Source organism: Marinobacterium sp. xm-d-579, from assembly GCF_013282935.1.
GTDB lineage: Bacteria > Pseudomonadota > Gammaproteobacteria > Pseudomonadales > Balneatricaceae > Marinobacterium_E.
Genome location: NZ_WBYP01000004.1, coordinates 1 through 14,991, shown reverse-complemented (window position 1 = coordinate 14,991; position 14,991 = coordinate 1). Strand labels below are relative to the sequence as shown.

Here is a 14,991-nt window from a genome sequence, read left to right as displayed (position 1 = left end):
CTTCTACCAAATTTTGAGGCACCTCCTTGCTTAGCTATCAACACGGCTTTCACGCCGGAAACTTTGCCGATGTTCACAAACATCTCACCCTTCAACTTCTACTGAATGCGCTCAATAAAAAGGCGAAACCTTGGAGCTATTTAGAGACGCACTCGGGTCGTGGGTTATATGACCTCTCGTCAGAGCAGGCGCAGAAGACCGGTGAGTTTCGTGATGGGGTGGCCAAGCTGTGGGGGCAAAAACAGCCGGAAGCTGTTCAGCAGTACCTGTCAGCCATCGCTGAAGTGTCTCAATCTGATCAGCTTCTTCACTACCCTGGATCACCGACACTGACGGCCCTAAATACACGTGAGCTGGATCAGATTCATCTAATGGAACTGCACCCACAAGAGGTTAAAGAGTTAAAGCGCAATATGCGCCTGTTTGCCAATGTTGGGGTGCACCACCGAGATGGCTATGAAGGAGTCTTATCACTACTCCCCCCTAAACCTAATCGGGGACTTCTATTGATCGACCCCGCTTATGAGGTGAAAGAGGAGTATCAACAGGTGGCGAGCTTTGTCGGAGAGGCAATGAAACGCTGGCCCAATGGTCAAATTGCTGTCTGGTACCCACTGCTGGCGGCTAATCGTCATGAGAATATGCTGAAAGCGATGGTTCGACAGCTACCGGATGTTGGTGTGTTGGATTCACAGTTTATTGTGGCTGAGCCCAAAGAGCGGGGTATGTACGGATCTGGAATGTTGCTGATCAATCCCCCTTGGCAATTTGATCAGCAGTTAGATGAGTTGCTACCGAATGTGTTAGCTCAACTCAACGCAGAAGCGCCAGAGACGACGCTTCGTTGGCTGAAACAGGCGCCTTAAGAGGTCTATTTAGAAAAGAGATGGGCTAGTAAAGCGCCTGCTCATCTTTTACCACCTCAATCAGCAACTCAATGAACAGCTCATCGGCTTCGCTGCGCTCTAAACCAATGTGAACGCTGGTGGTGTCATTGAGCTCATCAGCGATTAACTGAACTGCATTCTCTTGGCCCATATGCTTGCGCGCAATCTCTTTGGCGGTTGAGCAAATCTCCGGCTCCATCAGTACCTTTCGAGTAAAGCGAACCAGCTCTTCAATAACGCGATCTTTCTGTTTTACATCGGAAATCGAAACCATTGTTTTTCTCCCTATGACCTCCCTGAACTATAACTCGCACAATGGAGTCGCGCTAGCAGGAGGGCGGATTTTTGTGAAATTGTCGAAATCGTTGAAAAGTTGTTCTTTTTTTAGACAATTTAGCCGCCGCGACGGTTGAAGTTACTGCGCTGCAGTGCGAAAATTTAAAGCTTACTGTTATATGCAAATAACCCCGCGTATGGCAGACGTTTAAAAGGCTTACTAAGCATTACCCAGCTCAGGTCTAACGCTGCTGATAAAGAGATCCTTATTTCAGTAGTATCGAGTGCTTTTTGTGTTAGCGCACACCCGTATTGATGACGTTTTGGCGGACAATCCCGCTGGCGCTGCACCCACTCATTTATGAATCAGACAAAGACAGAGTGTTGAATAGACAACACAATATTGAGGGTAAAAAGGTGGAACTACTTTCAGGTGCGGAAATGGTCGTACGCGCGCTTCGTGATGAAGGCGTTAAGTACATCTACGGCTATCCTGGCGGCGCATTGCTACACGTTTACGATGCGATCTTCCAACAGGATGAAGTTGAGCACATTCTTGTTCGTCACGAACAAGCAGCAACACACATGGCGGATGCCTACGCTCGTGCAACTAACAAAGCAGGTGTCGCGCTAGTAACTTCTGGCCCAGGTGCAACGAATGCGGTGACTGGCATCGCAACGGCTTACATGGATTCGATTCCAATGGTCGTGATTACAGGTCAGGTTATGAGCTACCTGATCGGTGAGGACGCATTCCAAGAGACGGATATGCTTGGCATCTCTCGTCCGATCGTTAAACACAGCTTCAGTGTGCAGCGTCCAGAGGATATCCCTTCGATCATTAAGAAGGCATTCCACATCGCACAGAGCGGTCGTCCGGGTCCAGTGGTTGTAGATATCCCTAAAGATATGACGACGCCAACTGAGCGTTACCCATACGACTACCCAGCAAACGTGAAAATGCGCTCTTACGGCCCTATCAGTCGTGGCCACAGTGGTCAGATCAAGAAAGCCGTTGATATGTTGCTAGCGGCTAAGCGTCCTGTGATCTACACCGGTGGTGGTGTCATCATGGGTGACGCAAGCGAAGAGCTGGTTAAACTGGCACAAGAGCTTAACTACCCAGTGACTAATACCCTAATGGGTCTTGGCGGCTACCCAGGTACTGATCGTCAATCATTGGGCATGCTGGGTATGCACGGTAGTTACGAAGCCAACATGGCAATGCACCACTCAGACTTCATTCTGGCGGTGGGTGCGCGATTCGATGACCGCGTTACCAACGGCACTGATAAGTTCTGTCCTACGGCGCGCATTGCACACATCGATATCGATCCTGCGTCGATCTCTAAGACGATCGATGTGGATGTGCCGATTGTAGGTCCTGCTAAAGCGGTTCTTAAAGAGATGCTTGAGTTGGTGGCTGAAGCGAAGACTCAGCCAGATGCTGAAGCGATCGCAAACTGGTGGAAACAGATCGATGAGTGGCGTCAACGCCACGGTGGCCGTTTTGAGCTAGGCGACAAGATGAAGCCTCAGCAGGTTATCGAGATGCTCTCTAAAGTGACTAACGGTGATGCGTTCGTCTGTTCTGACGTTGGTCAGCACCAGATGTTTGCGGCTCAGTACTACAAGTTCAATAAGCCAAATCGTTGGATTAACTCGGGCGGCCTAGGCACCATGGGCTTTGGTCTTCCGGCTGCGATGGGGGTTAAGTTGAACTTCCCTGACGCTGACGTTGCCTGTGTTACCGGTGAAGGCTCTATTCAGATGAATATCCAAGAGCTATCGACCTGTAAACAGTACGATCTGCCAGTGAAGATCATCAACCTTAATAACCAATCATTGGGTATGGTTCGCCAGTGGCAAGATATGAACTATGAGTCACGTCACTCGCAGTCTTACATGAAGTCACTACCAGACTTTATCAAACTGGTTGAATCCTACGGTCACGTCGGTATGAAGGTGGAGCGTTACGAAGATCTAGAAGGCGCAATGCGTGAAGCGTTCGCCATGAAAGATCGTCTAGTCTTCATGGATATCTATGTAGATCCATTTGAGCACGTCTACCCAATGCAGGTTCCACGCGGCTCTATGCGTGATATGTGGTTGAACAAAACGGAGAGGACTTAAACGATGCGTCATATCATTTCAGTTCTTCTAGAGAACGAACCCGGTGCACTGTCACGTGTTGTTGGCCTGTTCTCGCAGCGCAACTACAACATTGAATCGCTCACGGTAGCCCCAACTGAAGATCCAACGCTGTCTCGTTTGACAGTAACAACCATCGGTAATGACCGTGTTGTTGAGCAGATCACCAAGCAGTTGAACAAGCTAATCGATGTCGTGAAGGTTGTTGATCTATCGGAAGGCGATCACATCGAACGTGAAGTTATGATGATCAAGCTGAAAGCAAATGGTCAGATGCGTGCAGAGATTAAGCGTACTGCGGATATCTTCCGTGGCCACATCATCGATGTGACGCCGAATACTTACACTGTTCAGTTGATTGGTGATTCGGCTAAGCTGGATGCCTTTATTGCAGCCTTAGGTACCGCATCGATTCTTGAAGTGGTTCGCTCGGGCGTATCCGGTATTGCTCGCGGCGAGAAAGTATTGAGCGTTTAACGCATTTCATACTTCGAAAATCCCGGCTTTTGCTGGGATTTTTTTTGTCTAAAAATAGACTTGTTTGCCTCTCTGTTTAGGGATAAGGTTGACTGATCGGTCCAGATTTCTGATGACCAATCAAACTTCGATCACAAATAAGGAACACCAATAATGAAACGTGTAGTTTTGAAAACACTCGCTCTTTCAGTAGCGGTAGCTTCAGCATCGGCTCAAGCGGCAGACCTAAATCCAGCTGTTGTTTTTGACATGGGTGGTAAGTTCGATAAATCGTTTAACCAGTCTGTTTATAACGGCATGGAGCGATTTAAAGAGGAGAGCGGTGTTAACTACCGTGAGTTCGAGGTGACTAATGCATCACAGCGTGAACAGGCGATCCGTCGTTTTGCGCAGCGTGGTGCTAACCCAATCATCAGCGTTGGCTTCGCCCAAGCTGCGGCCGTTGATAAAGTGGCCGGTGAGTTCCCAGATGCACGCATCACTCTGATCGATATGGTGGTTGATAAGCCAAACGTTCAGTCAGTTGTCTTCAATGAGCACGAGGGTTCATTCCTTGTCGGTATGCTTGCCGCAATGAAATCAGAAACAGGGACTGTCAGCTTTGTCGGTGGCATGGACATTCCACTGATTCGTAAGTTTGAGTGTGGTTATGCTCAGGGTGCTCAGTACGTTAACAAAGATATCAACGTGATCCGTAACATGACCGGTACGACGCCAAGCGCTTGGAATGACCCAGCAAAAGGTGCTGAGCTAGCTGTCAGCCAATTCGACCGTGGTTCTGATGTTGTTTACGCAGCAGCGGGCGGAACAGGTGTTGGTGTCTACCAAGCCGCGGCTGACTCTGGCAAATACGCGATTGGTGTCGACTCTAACCAGAACTACCTACAGCCAGGAACGATGCTAACCTCCATGGTCAAGCGTGTTGATGTAGCAGCGTATAACTCGCTTAAAGCGATGCAAGATGGTACTTGGCAAGCGGGTTTCCAAGCGCTTGGTCTAGCGCAGGGTGGTGTCGATTGGGCGCTTGATGAGCACAACGAAGCGCTGATCACCGCTGAGATGAAATCGGCCGTTGAAGCTGCGAAAAAAGCGATCATCGCTGGTGAAATCAAAGTTCACGACTACATGAGCGACAACAGCTGTCCAGCACTCGACTAAGATAGAGGTCTAACCGAGTGGTGACACAACCTATACAGGATCCCAATCGGGATCCTGTTTCTTATTCAATTCAGTTAGCGAAGATCAATAAACACTTCGGTGCCGTCAAAGCCAATGTCGACGTTGATCTGAATGTCGTCAAAGGTGAGATACACGCCATCGTTGGTGAAAACGGTGCCGGAAAGTCGACACTGATGAGTATCCTCTATGGGTTTTACGAGGCCGATAGTGGTTCTATCTATGTGGATGGCAAAGTGGTCAGTATCACTGACTCTAAACGCGCTATCGAGCTAGGGATTGGCATGGTCCATCAACACTTCATGTTGGTGGATAATTTCACGGTACTTGAGAATATCGTGCTGGGCGCTGAGGGTAGCTGGTCTTTAACGCATTCACTCGCTAAAGCACGTAAAAAACTGCAAGAGATCTCAGACCGTTATGGGTTGAATGTTGATCTGGATGCGGTGGTTTCACACCTACCGGTCGGTTTGCAGCAGCGTGTAGAGATTCTTAAAGCGCTCTATCGCGACGCAAAAATACTGATTCTTGACGAACCTACTGGTGTATTAACCCCTCAAGAGGTGGACCAACTCTTTGCGATTTTAAAAACACTTAAATCACAGGGCGTCAGCATTCTACTGATCACCCATAAGCTGCAAGAGGTGATTGCGATCAGTGATCAGGTCTCTGTTATGCGAGCTGGGGCGATGGTGGCGACCGTTAACACGGCGGAAACTACTCGTGAAGCGCTCGCTGAGCTTATGGTCGGCCGTAAGGTTCTGTTACGGGTAGATAAACAAGAAGCCAATTCGGGCGCAGCGCTGCTTAAGGTGGATTCGCTAACCTGGCATGATGACGCCAATGTGCCTCGTTTGGAGGACGTGTCGTTCACAGTGAGTGCGGGTGAAATCGTTGGTGTTGCTGGTGTATCTGGCAATGGTCAGACCGAACTTCTAGGTCTGTTGTCGGGCATGCTCGATGTGCAGCAAGGGCAGATTAATATTGAAGGAGTCTGCATTGATGCTCAGCATCAAATGACGCCTAAACAGATTCGTCACCTCGGCGTCGGACATGTGGCAGAGGATCGGCACCGTGATGGCATGGTGGGTGCGTTCAGCGCAGAAGAGACGGCCATTATGGGCTTTCAAGATGAGCCGGAGTTCAATGGCTCGATTTTGCAAAATCGCTCTGCCATCACTGAGCACTGTCAGGAGTTAATGAGCACCTTTGATGTGCGCCCAGTGGATCCCAATCTCAAATCGGCCAGTTTCTCTGGCGGTAATCAACAGAAACTCTGTATCGCACGTGAGATGAACGCTACACCTAAAGTGTTACTGGTGGGACAACCGACACGTGGCGTTGATATCGGTGCGATCGAGTTTATACATCAGCAGATTGTTGCGCTGCGTGATCAAGGAAGTGCTGTGTTAGTCGTCTCTGTAGAGTTAGAAGAGATCCTGTCGTTGTGTGATCGAGTGCTGGTGATGTCAGAAGGGCGCATCGTGGGTAATGTGTTGGCTTCAGAAACCGATGCGCGCTCGTTAGGGTTAATGATGTCCAGCTCAAGAAGCGGTGATCAAATGGCTCAGCAGGGGGGGCAATCATGAGTCGTCGTGCAAAGCTCCCTGCTTGGGCAGACATTGGACTAATTCCGTTAATCAATGTCTTGTTGGCGTTTTTGTCAGCCGGTGTTGTGGTGGCTCTGATTGGTGAAAGCCCATTAGAGGCGGTGCAAGTACTTATTCGTGGCGCCTTTGGATACGATGAAGGGGTTGGCTATACGCTCTACTACACAACCAACTTTATCTTTACCGGTTTGGCGGTAGCCGTCGCATTCCATGCGGGGCTATTCAATATCGGTGGGGAGGGGCAGGCGTATATAGGTGGTTTAGGTGTGGGACTGATCTGTCTCGCTTTAGATCATCTTTTGCCATGGTGGGCTCTGCTACCTCTGGCCATTATTGCTGGATCCTTATTTGGTGCTGCTTGGGCGTTTATACCCGGCTATTTGCAAGCTTATCGCGGTAGTCATGTGGTGATTACTACCATTATGTTCAACTTCATTGCGTCTGCATTGATGGTCTATCTATTGGTGAATGTGCTGATTCAACCGGGTTCCATGTCACCAGAGACACGAGCGATTGCTCCCGAATCGACACTGCCGCTGATGCATGAGTTCTTTGCGTTTTTTGGGATCAAGATTACTCAAACGCCGCTTAATCTGTCTCTTTTTGTTGCACTATTGGCTTGTCTGTTTGTCTGGGTGCTTATTTGGAAAACTCGTTGGGGCTATGCCATTCGCATGATCGGTTTCAATGAGTCAGCTGCGGTCTATAGCGGAATCAATCCAAAACGAATGGTCGTCATTGCGATGATGATTTCAGGCTCTTTGGCCGGATTGGTCGCAATCAATGAGGTGATGGGGGCACAAGAGCGTGTCGGTTTAGACTTCGTCTCTGGTGCTGGGTTTACTGGCATCGCTGTCGCCTTGATGGGGCGCAATCACCCATTGGGTATTATCATTGCTAGCCTGCTGTTTGGCGCGCTATTTCAGGGTGGGGCAGAGTTGGCGTTTGAGTTTTCAACCATCACACGTGATCTTGTTGTGGTGATTCAAGGCTTGGTCATTCTGTTCTGCGGTGCTCTGGCCTACATGATGCGTGGACCGCTGGAACGACTCTTTGCATTGGTTTCCCGCTCAAGTCAGGAGGAGCGATAATGGAGTTTTCTGTTCAGTTAATCTCTGCATTAGATTCCACACTTCGACTGGCGGCACCGTTAATTTTATGTGCCATGGCGGGTCTCTTTTCAGAGCGCTCGGGTATTGTAGATATCGGCTTAGAGGGCAAGATGCTAGCGGGTGCCTTTGCGGCGGCGGCAATGACGGCTGTAACGGGTTCGGTATGGTTAGGTCTGCTTGCTGCCATATTGGTCTCAATTATGATGGCGTTACTGCATGGTTTTGCCTGTATCACTCACCGAGGTGATCAGGTCGTCAGTGGTTTGGCTATCAATATCTTAGCGGCAGGTTTGACTGTTGTGTTGGGTATTGCCTGGTTCCGTCGCGGTGGGCAGACACCCTCTCTAACTTCAGAAGAGCGCTTTGGCCCTCTAACCTGGCCGTTGAGTGAGTGGTTGTCGGATGTTCCGCTACTAGGGCCCATCTATACAGAGCTACTCAGTGGACACAATCTATTGGTCTATGTCGCTTTGATGGCGGTACCGATGACGGCTTGGATCGTTTTTAAAACTCGTTTTGGGTTAAGGCTTCGTGCAGTCGGTGAGAATCCGCAGGCGGTTGATACCGCCGGGATTTCAGTCGCTTGGTTGCGTTACCGTGCCGTCATTATGGCGGGTCTGCTCTGTGGTTTAGCAGGTGCTTACCTCTCTATCGCGTTGGGTGCAGGTTTCATTAAAGATATGTCGGCCGGTAAGGGGTACATCGCACTGGCCGCACTTATTTTTGGTAAGTGGCGTCCATTCCCCGCACTCTTCGCTTGTCTTCTATTTGGTTTCTTAGAAGCCGTAGCAACCCGCATGCAGGGGGTTCAACTGCCCGTTGTTGGCGAAATTGATGTACAGCTGATGCAGGCACTTCCTTATATTCTTACCGTTATTCTGTTGGCGGGTTTCATTGGTCGGGCGATCGCACCTAAAGCGATTGGTACCCCTTACAGTAAAGATCGAGCATAACAATGGCACAGCACAAGATTATTTTAGACACAGACCCTGGTATCGATGATGCGATGGCGATTTTTACCGCGATGGCACACCCTGATATTGAGCTGTTGGGCCTTACAACAACCTTTGGCAATGTCTCTGTTGAACAGGCTACTCAAAATGCCCTTACGCTGGTTGAGATGGCCTGCTCTGAAACGCCCGTTGCACAGGGTGTTGCGACGCCGATGATCAAGCCTCTAGCGGAATTTCCAGACTTTGTTCATGGAGTCGATGGGTTTGGTAATCTCAATTTAGCACCCCCTAAGAGAACATCGCTCCCTCAATCGGCGGCTGAATTCATTGTCGATCAAGCGAATCAGAACCCGGGTGAGATCGTTATCGTTGCGATTGGTCCTTTGGGTAACTTAGCTCAGGCGCTGCAGCTGGACCCTGAATTACCTAGCAAGATTAAGCAGGTTGTTATTATGGGTGGCGTGATTGCGAGTGATGGGAATGTCTCTCCGGTAGCTGAGGCTAATATTCTCTCTGATCCGCACGCTGCCGATAAAGTGATGGCTGCGGCTTGGCCTTTGGTCATGGTAGGGCTCGATGTAACTCATCAGATTATGTTGCCTCGATCACTGTTTGATCGTATTGCTAAAGAGAACGCCAAGGTGGGTTCATTTATGCAGAGTGCGGCTAAATTCTACATCGACTTTTACTCTAGCGTGCGGAATATTGATGGCTGCTATTCGCATGACGTTTCGGCCCTCGCTTATGTTGTGCATCCTGAGTTATTTGAAACGGTTTCAGGCCCAATCTGTGTTGCGACAGAAGGCGTTGCTATGGGTCAAACCATCATGAGTCGATTTGGCATACCCTATATGCTGGATTATTGGAAAGATCGTCCTGATCAGATGGCCTGCATGGGTGTTGACGATGCTGGCGTGGTCGATTTTTTCGAAACAGCAATGACAAACAGTTACTGGAGCTAATGGTATGTCGAATTTTTTAGAAGCGGTCGATTATCAATCGGAAGGAGCTAGTGAGGCGTTTGTTAAATCGCTGCATGAGACCGGCTTCGGCGTCCTCAAAAATCATCCTATTGCCGAAGCGCAAGTGCGAGCCATCTACGAGCATTGGCAGGCCTTTTTTAATAGCGATCGCAAATCTGACTTTGACTACAACGTCGGTACTCAGGATGGTTTTTTCTCCAGCAAAATTTCTGAAGTGGCGAAAGATCATACTGTTAAAGACATCAAAGAGTATTTTCACTACTACCCCTGGGGGCAGTGCCCTGAGGATTTGCGTGAAGAGCTACAGGCTTACTATTCTCAAACCAGTTCATTAGCTTCTGAGCTGCTGGGTTGGGTCGAAGAGTTTAGCCCTGAAGAGGTGAAAGCAAGCTACCGTGAGCCACTACCCAATATGATCAACGGCAGTGAACAGACGCTGCTCCGTGTGCTTCACTACCCACCCTTTGATGGTAATGAAGAGCCGGGTGCCATCCGCGCGGCCGCACACGGTGACATAAACCTGCTAACGATTTTGCCCGCAGCCAGTGAGCCAGGTTTGCAGGTTCTCAGCAAAACAGGCGAGTGGCTTGATGTACCGGCTGAGTTTGGAAATTTGATCGTGAACATAGGCGATATGCTGCAAGAGGCATCGGCAGGTTATTTCCCGTCGACCATACATCGAGTGATCAACCCTGTTGGTGGCGCAACCAAAAAATCGCGCATCTCACTGCCGTTGTTTCTTCACCCTAGACCAGATGTGGTTCTATCGGATCGATACACAGCGGATAGCTATTTAAAAGAGCGGCTCAAAGAGTTGGGCGTTATCTGATCCTAAACCCGGCAATGTTCGGGTTTTTTTAGCGCAAAAATATCTGGAATATTCTTTGCATGCTAGGATAACTGGATGATCAATTATAAGGCGATGCAATGAGCGCTTATCTATCGACCCTAGAGTCGATCTATCTCCCTGCAGTGGTTATGTTTTCTCTATTGGTTGGCAGCTTTCTGAATGTTGTGATTCATCGCCTGCCGATTATGATGATGAATAGCTGGCGCCGTGAAGCCGCTGAATTCTTGGATCAGCAGGAGATAAGCGATGATCAACCTATCTCATTGTCTCAGCCACGCTCACGCTGCCCTCAATGCGGACATGCAATACGCTGGTATGAAAACATCCTAATCCTCTCCTATCTGTTAATTTTGAAAGGGCGCTGTTCAGGATGTGCCAGTTCGATCTCTATGCGTTACCCAATGATCGAAGGGTTGACGGCTGTAGTGGGTCTCACTATTGCGCTCTATTTTGGCTTTACTCTTCAGATGTTGGTGATGCTGTTCGTCAGTTACTCTCTGATTGTCTTGATCTTTATCGATGCAGATCATCAGCTGTTGCCCGATCAGATCACCTTGCCCCTTCTTTGGGCGGGTCTACTGGTTAATCTGGTATTTGGCTGGGTCCCGTTGGACTCTGCAGTGACTGGTGCGATGCTTGGCTATCTGGTTCTTTGGCTGGTGTTCTGGCTGTTTAAGTTGGTAACAGGTAAGGAGGGTATGGGCTACGGCGACTTTAAGTTGCTGTCGGCTCTTGGGGCTTGGGGTGGCTATGCGATCCTTCCCGGAATTATTCTGATCTCATCCGTTGCGGGTGTTATCTATGCACTTGTCGGCGCGTTGTTTGGTCGTCAGGATCTCACTAAACCCATGCCGTTTGGCCCATTTTTAGCCTTAGCTGGATGGCTGATGTTGATTTGGGGTGATCAAATTAATCAATGGTATCTGTCGCTTCTTCTATAGATTCGTTAGACTTGCAGCATATTTTTTAAGGGCTTAAACATGACTGACCAGATTGACCCAGAGACGTCTGACGCGACCAGTGAAGATAGCGTAAAGCGACCTCGTGGTATCTATTTGTTACCAAACCTATTTACGACGGGAGCACTGTTCTCAGGTTTCTATGCTGTCATTTCGGGCATGAACGGTCATTTCACTGCAGCGGCAGTCGCCATTTTTGTTGCTATGATTTTTGATGGTTTAGATGGTCGTGTGGCTCGAATGACAAACACACAATCTAAGTTTGGCGCTGAATACGATTCGCTGTCAGATATGGTCTCTTTCGGTGTGGCTCCCGCTCTGGTTAGTTTTACTTGGGTATTACAGAGCTTAGGAAAGTTTGGCTGGGTGGCTGCCTTTATCTACTGCGCCTGTGCTGCACTTCGTTTGGCACGATTTAATACTCAGATTGGCTCTTTGGATAAACGCTACTTTATGGGGCTGCCGAGCCCAGCGGCGGCGGCAACCATTGCTGGATTGATCTGGTTTATGACTGAAAAGGGGATAGACCCAGCCCCATTTGCTTGGTTGATCGCACTCTATGTGGCGCTCATTGGTCTCTCTATGGTGAGTAATGTTCTCTACAACAGCGGTAAAGAGATCAACTTAAAAGGGAAGATCACCTTTGTAAAAATGATTGTGATCGTACTGGTTGTCGCCTTTCTAGCGACAGATCCTGATCTCTACCTGTGGCTTATCTTTCTTGCTTACACTGTATCAGGCCCTATTCAATGGCTGCTTAGAAGTAGAAAACGACAAGCAGAGTAATACATCATTAGAAAGCCACCTTCGGGTGGTTTTTTATTTGTAAGGCATTTGTCAGCTTAGCGACTAATATTAGAGGTATAGCGATAGGAGATTAATTATGTTGATCGGTAAGCCTTCCAAAATTCTAAGCAGTGAAATCACATCTGAATCGGTCTATTTTTCTAGGCGTTCGCTATTGAAAGGACTGGGTTTGGTCGCAGGTGCTGCTTCGATGCCTAGCTATGCGCTGACACAACCCAAGAGTTCCGATCTGCCACTCTATCCTGGTCCTGACTGGTTAAGACCGAAGCTCGAAAGCGCAAAGACAACTTGGAGCGTCGATGAAGAGTTAACGCCTTACGATTCGGTCATTACCTACAACAACTTCTACGAGTTCGGCCTCAATAAAGAGGATCCGTATGAGAGAGCTCAGAATTTTAAGACAGACCCCTGGCAGGTTGAGATAGTGGGTGAGGTAGAGCGCCCGGGTATCTATAACCTGGAGGATCTTCTTGCAAAAGTGGACATAGAAGAGAGGATCTACCGCTTTCGATGCGTAGAGGCATGGTCGATGGTCATTCCTTGGCTCGGTTTCTCTCTGGCTTCACTGATAAAGCAGTTGAATCCAACTTCAAACGCTAAATACGTTGAGTTTGTCACGCTTGAAGACCCAGAGCAGATGCCGGGTCAGCGTTCACTCTTCAGTACCATCGATTGGCCATACAGAGAAGGGTTAAGAATAGATGAGGCAATGCATCCACTGACGTTGTTAGCGGTCGGTGTTTATGGTCAAGCGATGCCTCCACAGAATGGCGCGCCGCTTAGGTTGGTAGTGCCTTGGAAATATGGCTTCAAAAGTATTAAGTCTATCGTGCAGATTCGATTCAGGGAGACCATGCCGCAAAATACTTGGCGCTTAACGGCTTCTCAGGAGTATGGCTTTTATGCCAACGTCAATCCGAATGTAGATCACCCTAGATGGTCGCAAGCGACAGAGAGAAGGCTACCATCATCACTGTTTAATCCGAGAATCATAGAGACTCAAATGTTTAACGGCTATGAAGAGGTCGCACCTCTCTATGCTGGGATGGATCTCTCTAAATGGTATTAACCAGCAGGGGCTTATCTAGACGGCTCATCTGGATAGCACTTTTTTCGTCGTTGGCCTTGCCATTGATATGGCTGGTCTACTTGGCCTATAGCAATCAGTTGGGAGCTGATCCAGCGAAAGAGCTTGTCGATGAATTAGGGCAGTGGGCAATTCGGTTTTTGATCCTGACACTCTGTGCATCAACCTTCAGTCGGCGTTTGAATATAAAGTTTTTGCTGCAACATCGGAGAATGGTGGGGCTGTATGCACTCTTTTATGCGGTGCTCCATCTTTTGGCGGTATCGACCTTTATTCTTGGCTGGCGTGTTGATCTGCTGATTAGAGAGTTAACGGATAGGCCCTATATTATGTTGGGTATGGCTGGGCTTTTGTTGCTCATCCCTTTGGGAATTACATCCACAAAAGGGTGGCAGAAAAAATTGGGTCGTAAATGGACAACGCTTCATAAATTGATCTACCCAGCAGCTATGCTAGCGCTGTTACACCTGGTACTACTAATAAGGGCAAGCATTTTAGAGGCGATGATCTATACGCTTTTAATATCTCTACTTTTAATAGAACGATTGTTTAGAAAAAGAAAACCTAAAAAGAGAGAGTGAACTAACACATAAATCCCAGACGTATCCTATATTGAATGTGTTGAATCAATAAAAACAAACTCAAAGTTCAGCTTTGAAAGGAGTGTAACAATGATTCTGCAGCATCTTTCGGGTGTGTTCTATCACCCAGTAAAAGAGTGGAAGTCAATTGATAAAGACTCTTCACTAACACTAAACAATGTCATTATTCAGCTGGTACTGCTGGCACTTATACCACCTATATCGTTATTCATAGGAACTACCCAGGTGGGATGGAGTGTCTCCTATGGTGAATATCACCTGTTGGCGAGCGAATCCGCCTTTGGAGCCGCGGTAGCATTTTACATTGCTATATTAGGCGTCATCACCGGGTTGACCTACAGCATACGTTGGATGGAGAAAACCTATGGTGCCAACGCGGGTGTTGATGAGTGTGCGCGTTTAGCGCTATACACTGCAACGCCGATGTTGCTGGCAGGGCTCATTGGCCTGTATCCAATGCTGTGGCTCTGCGTGAGTGTCGGAATGTTAGCGGTAGCTTTTAGTGTCTATCTGCTCTACACAGGAGTACCCGTCATAATGCATATTGAAGAGGAGAGAGCGTTTATGTTCTCTACATCAATATTGACGGTTGGTCTTGTAGCGCTTGTCACCATTATGGCTGCGAGCGTTATTCTGTGGAGTACAGTCGTACCGCTGACCATATTAAGTTAAATTTATTTCCCTCAAGGGTTGACGCTCTGTTCAACCTAAGTATAATTCGCGCTCTCGATTACGGAGTCACACCTGATTACAGGTTGATCAGTAACCGAGAGGTGCGAATTAACTGTTTGTTTTTTAAGCAAATAATTGAAAGTTTTTGACGCATAAGACAGTTTTTAATTTTTAAAAAAATATTAAAAACTTGTTGACATGTGATGATGCAATCAATAATATACGCACCTCGCTTGAGACGAGTACTCAAGCAGCCACCAAAAGATCGGTGGCACGCTCTTTAACAATTAATCAGGTAATGCGTGTGGGCGCTTGTTGAGGTTGAGCACAAAAGCTTAACAAGACAAGCAACCTATATGTGAATTCATTTAGCGTAATGTTTTTCTTGA

Annotated in this window: 15 protein-coding genes; 14 read left to right on the top strand and 1 reads right to left on the bottom strand. The window is 48.1% G+C overall.

Going from position 1 to position 14,991, the window contains the following annotated elements:
• Nucleotides 1–26 precede the first annotated feature (26 nt).
• Nucleotides 27–866, top strand: a complete 840-nt coding sequence (locus XMD579_RS09150) for a 23S rRNA (adenine(2030)-N(6))-methyltransferase RlmJ (protein ID WP_173488659.1) — start codon at nucleotides 27–29, stop codon at nucleotides 864–866.
• A gap of 25 nt (nucleotides 867–891) precedes the next feature.
• On the opposite strand, the gene XMD579_RS09145 is transcribed toward XMD579_RS09150, so the two are convergent.
• Nucleotides 892–1,161, bottom strand: coding sequence for a hypothetical protein (locus XMD579_RS09145; RefSeq protein ID WP_173481184.1), 270 nt, complete (start codon nucleotides 1,159–1,161; stop codon nucleotides 892–894).
• 419 nt (nucleotides 1,162–1,580) lie between these two features.
• On the opposite strand from XMD579_RS09145, the gene XMD579_RS09140 reads away from it, so the two are divergent.
• From XMD579_RS09140 to XMD579_RS09080, 13 genes are all read left to right on the top strand, one after another.
• On the top strand, nucleotides 1,581–3,296 hold the full coding sequence (locus tag XMD579_RS09140) for an acetolactate synthase 3 large subunit (protein ID WP_173482277.1): 1,716 nt from the start codon (nucleotides 1,581–1,583) through the stop codon (nucleotides 3,294–3,296).
• 3 nt (nucleotides 3,297–3,299) lie between these two features.
• On the top strand, nucleotides 3,300–3,791 hold the full coding sequence (gene ilvN, locus XMD579_RS09135; RefSeq protein ID WP_173482278.1) for an acetolactate synthase small subunit: 492 nt from the start codon (nucleotides 3,300–3,302) through the stop codon (nucleotides 3,789–3,791).
• 153 nt (nucleotides 3,792–3,944) lie between these two features.
• The gene (locus tag XMD579_RS09130; RefSeq protein ID WP_173482279.1) at nucleotides 3,945–4,949 is read left to right on the top strand and encodes a BMP family protein; all 1,005 of its coding nucleotides are present in this window, start codon (nucleotides 3,945–3,947) and stop codon (nucleotides 4,947–4,949) included.
• Nucleotides 4,950–4,969: 20 nt separating this feature from the next.
• A complete protein-coding gene (locus XMD579_RS09125; RefSeq protein WP_371815200.1) occupies nucleotides 4,970–6,556 on the top strand; it encodes an ABC transporter ATP-binding protein in 1,587 nt (528 codons plus the stop codon).
• The gene (locus tag XMD579_RS09120) at nucleotides 6,553–7,668 is read left to right on the top strand and encodes an ABC transporter permease (RefSeq protein WP_173482280.1); all 1,116 of its coding nucleotides are present in this window, start codon (nucleotides 6,553–6,555) and stop codon (nucleotides 7,666–7,668) included. The genes XMD579_RS09125 and XMD579_RS09120 overlap by 4 nt, the downstream gene beginning before the upstream one ends.
• Entirely contained in the window at nucleotides 7,668–8,642 is a 975-nt protein-coding gene (locus tag XMD579_RS09115) for an ABC transporter permease (protein WP_173483002.1), read from the top strand. The genes XMD579_RS09120 and XMD579_RS09115 overlap by 1 nt, the downstream gene beginning before the upstream one ends.
• 2 nt (nucleotides 8,643–8,644) lie before the next feature.
• Nucleotides 8,645–9,604: a nucleoside hydrolase gene (locus XMD579_RS09110; RefSeq protein WP_173506272.1), complete on the top strand. Its 960-nt coding sequence runs from the start codon at nucleotides 8,645–8,647 to the stop codon at nucleotides 9,602–9,604.
• A 4-nt stretch (nucleotides 9,605–9,608) separates the two neighbouring features.
• Entirely contained in the window at nucleotides 9,609–10,454 is an 846-nt protein-coding gene (locus tag XMD579_RS09105; protein WP_173506271.1) for an isopenicillin N synthase family oxygenase, read from the top strand.
• A gap of 98 nt (nucleotides 10,455–10,552) precedes the next feature.
• Nucleotides 10,553–11,416: an A24 family peptidase gene (locus XMD579_RS09100; protein ID WP_173506270.1), complete on the top strand. Its 864-nt coding sequence runs from the start codon at nucleotides 10,553–10,555 to the stop codon at nucleotides 11,414–11,416.
• Nucleotides 11,417–11,455: 39 nt separating this feature from the next.
• Complete coding sequence (gene pssA, locus XMD579_RS09095; RefSeq protein ID WP_173482285.1) at nucleotides 11,456–12,220, top strand: CDP-diacylglycerol--serine O-phosphatidyltransferase; 765 nt, start codon at nucleotides 11,456–11,458, stop codon at nucleotides 12,218–12,220.
• 97 nt (nucleotides 12,221–12,317) lie between these two features.
• A complete protein-coding gene (msrP, locus tag XMD579_RS09090) occupies nucleotides 12,318–13,310 on the top strand; it encodes a protein-methionine-sulfoxide reductase catalytic subunit MsrP (RefSeq protein WP_173482286.1) in 993 nt (330 codons plus the stop codon).
• On the top strand, nucleotides 13,301–13,909 hold the full coding sequence (locus XMD579_RS09085; RefSeq protein ID WP_173506269.1) for a sulfite oxidase heme-binding subunit YedZ: 609 nt from the start codon (nucleotides 13,301–13,303) through the stop codon (nucleotides 13,907–13,909). The genes msrP and XMD579_RS09085 overlap by 10 nt, the downstream gene beginning before the upstream one ends.
• Before the next feature lie 90 nt (nucleotides 13,910–13,999).
• Nucleotides 14,000–14,602, top strand: a complete 603-nt coding sequence (locus XMD579_RS09080) for a Yip1 family protein (RefSeq protein ID WP_173484385.1) — start codon at nucleotides 14,000–14,002, stop codon at nucleotides 14,600–14,602.
• The last annotated feature ends 389 nt before the right edge of the window (nucleotides 14,603–14,991 follow it).

Bases quoted from the DNA above. Each gene is read 5' to 3' on its own strand.
- ilvN (WP_173482278.1), top strand. From the start codon at position 3,300: ATGCGTCATATCATTTCAGTTCTTCTAGAGAACGAACCCGGTGCACTG.
- XMD579_RS09100 (WP_173506270.1), top strand. From the start codon at position 10,553: ATGAGCGCTTATCTATCGACCCTAGAGTCGATCTATCTCCCTGCAGTG.
- XMD579_RS09130 (WP_173482279.1), top strand. From the start codon at position 3,945: ATGAAACGTGTAGTTTTGAAAACACTCGCTCTTTCAGTAGCGGTAGCT.
- pssA (WP_173482285.1), top strand. From the start codon at position 11,456: ATGACTGACCAGATTGACCCAGAGACGTCTGACGCGACCAGTGAAGAT.
- XMD579_RS09115 (WP_173483002.1), top strand. From the start codon at position 7,668: ATGGAGTTTTCTGTTCAGTTAATCTCTGCATTAGATTCCACACTTCGA.
- XMD579_RS09080 (WP_173484385.1), top strand. From the start codon at position 14,000: ATGATTCTGCAGCATCTTTCGGGTGTGTTCTATCACCCAGTAAAAGAG.
- XMD579_RS09105 (WP_173506271.1), top strand. From the start codon at position 9,609: ATGTCGAATTTTTTAGAAGCGGTCGATTATCAATCGGAAGGAGCTAGT.
- XMD579_RS09110 (WP_173506272.1), top strand. From the start codon at position 8,645: ATGGCACAGCACAAGATTATTTTAGACACAGACCCTGGTATCGATGAT.
- XMD579_RS09145 (WP_173481184.1), bottom strand. From the start codon at position 1,161: ATGGTTTCGATTTCCGATGTAAAACAGAAAGATCGCGTTATTGAAGAG.
- XMD579_RS09085 (WP_173506269.1), top strand. From the start codon at position 13,301: ATGGTATTAACCAGCAGGGGCTTATCTAGACGGCTCATCTGGATAGCA.
- msrP (WP_173482286.1), top strand. From the start codon at position 12,318: ATGTTGATCGGTAAGCCTTCCAAAATTCTAAGCAGTGAAATCACATCT.
- XMD579_RS09120 (WP_173482280.1), top strand. From the start codon at position 6,553: ATGAGTCGTCGTGCAAAGCTCCCTGCTTGGGCAGACATTGGACTAATT.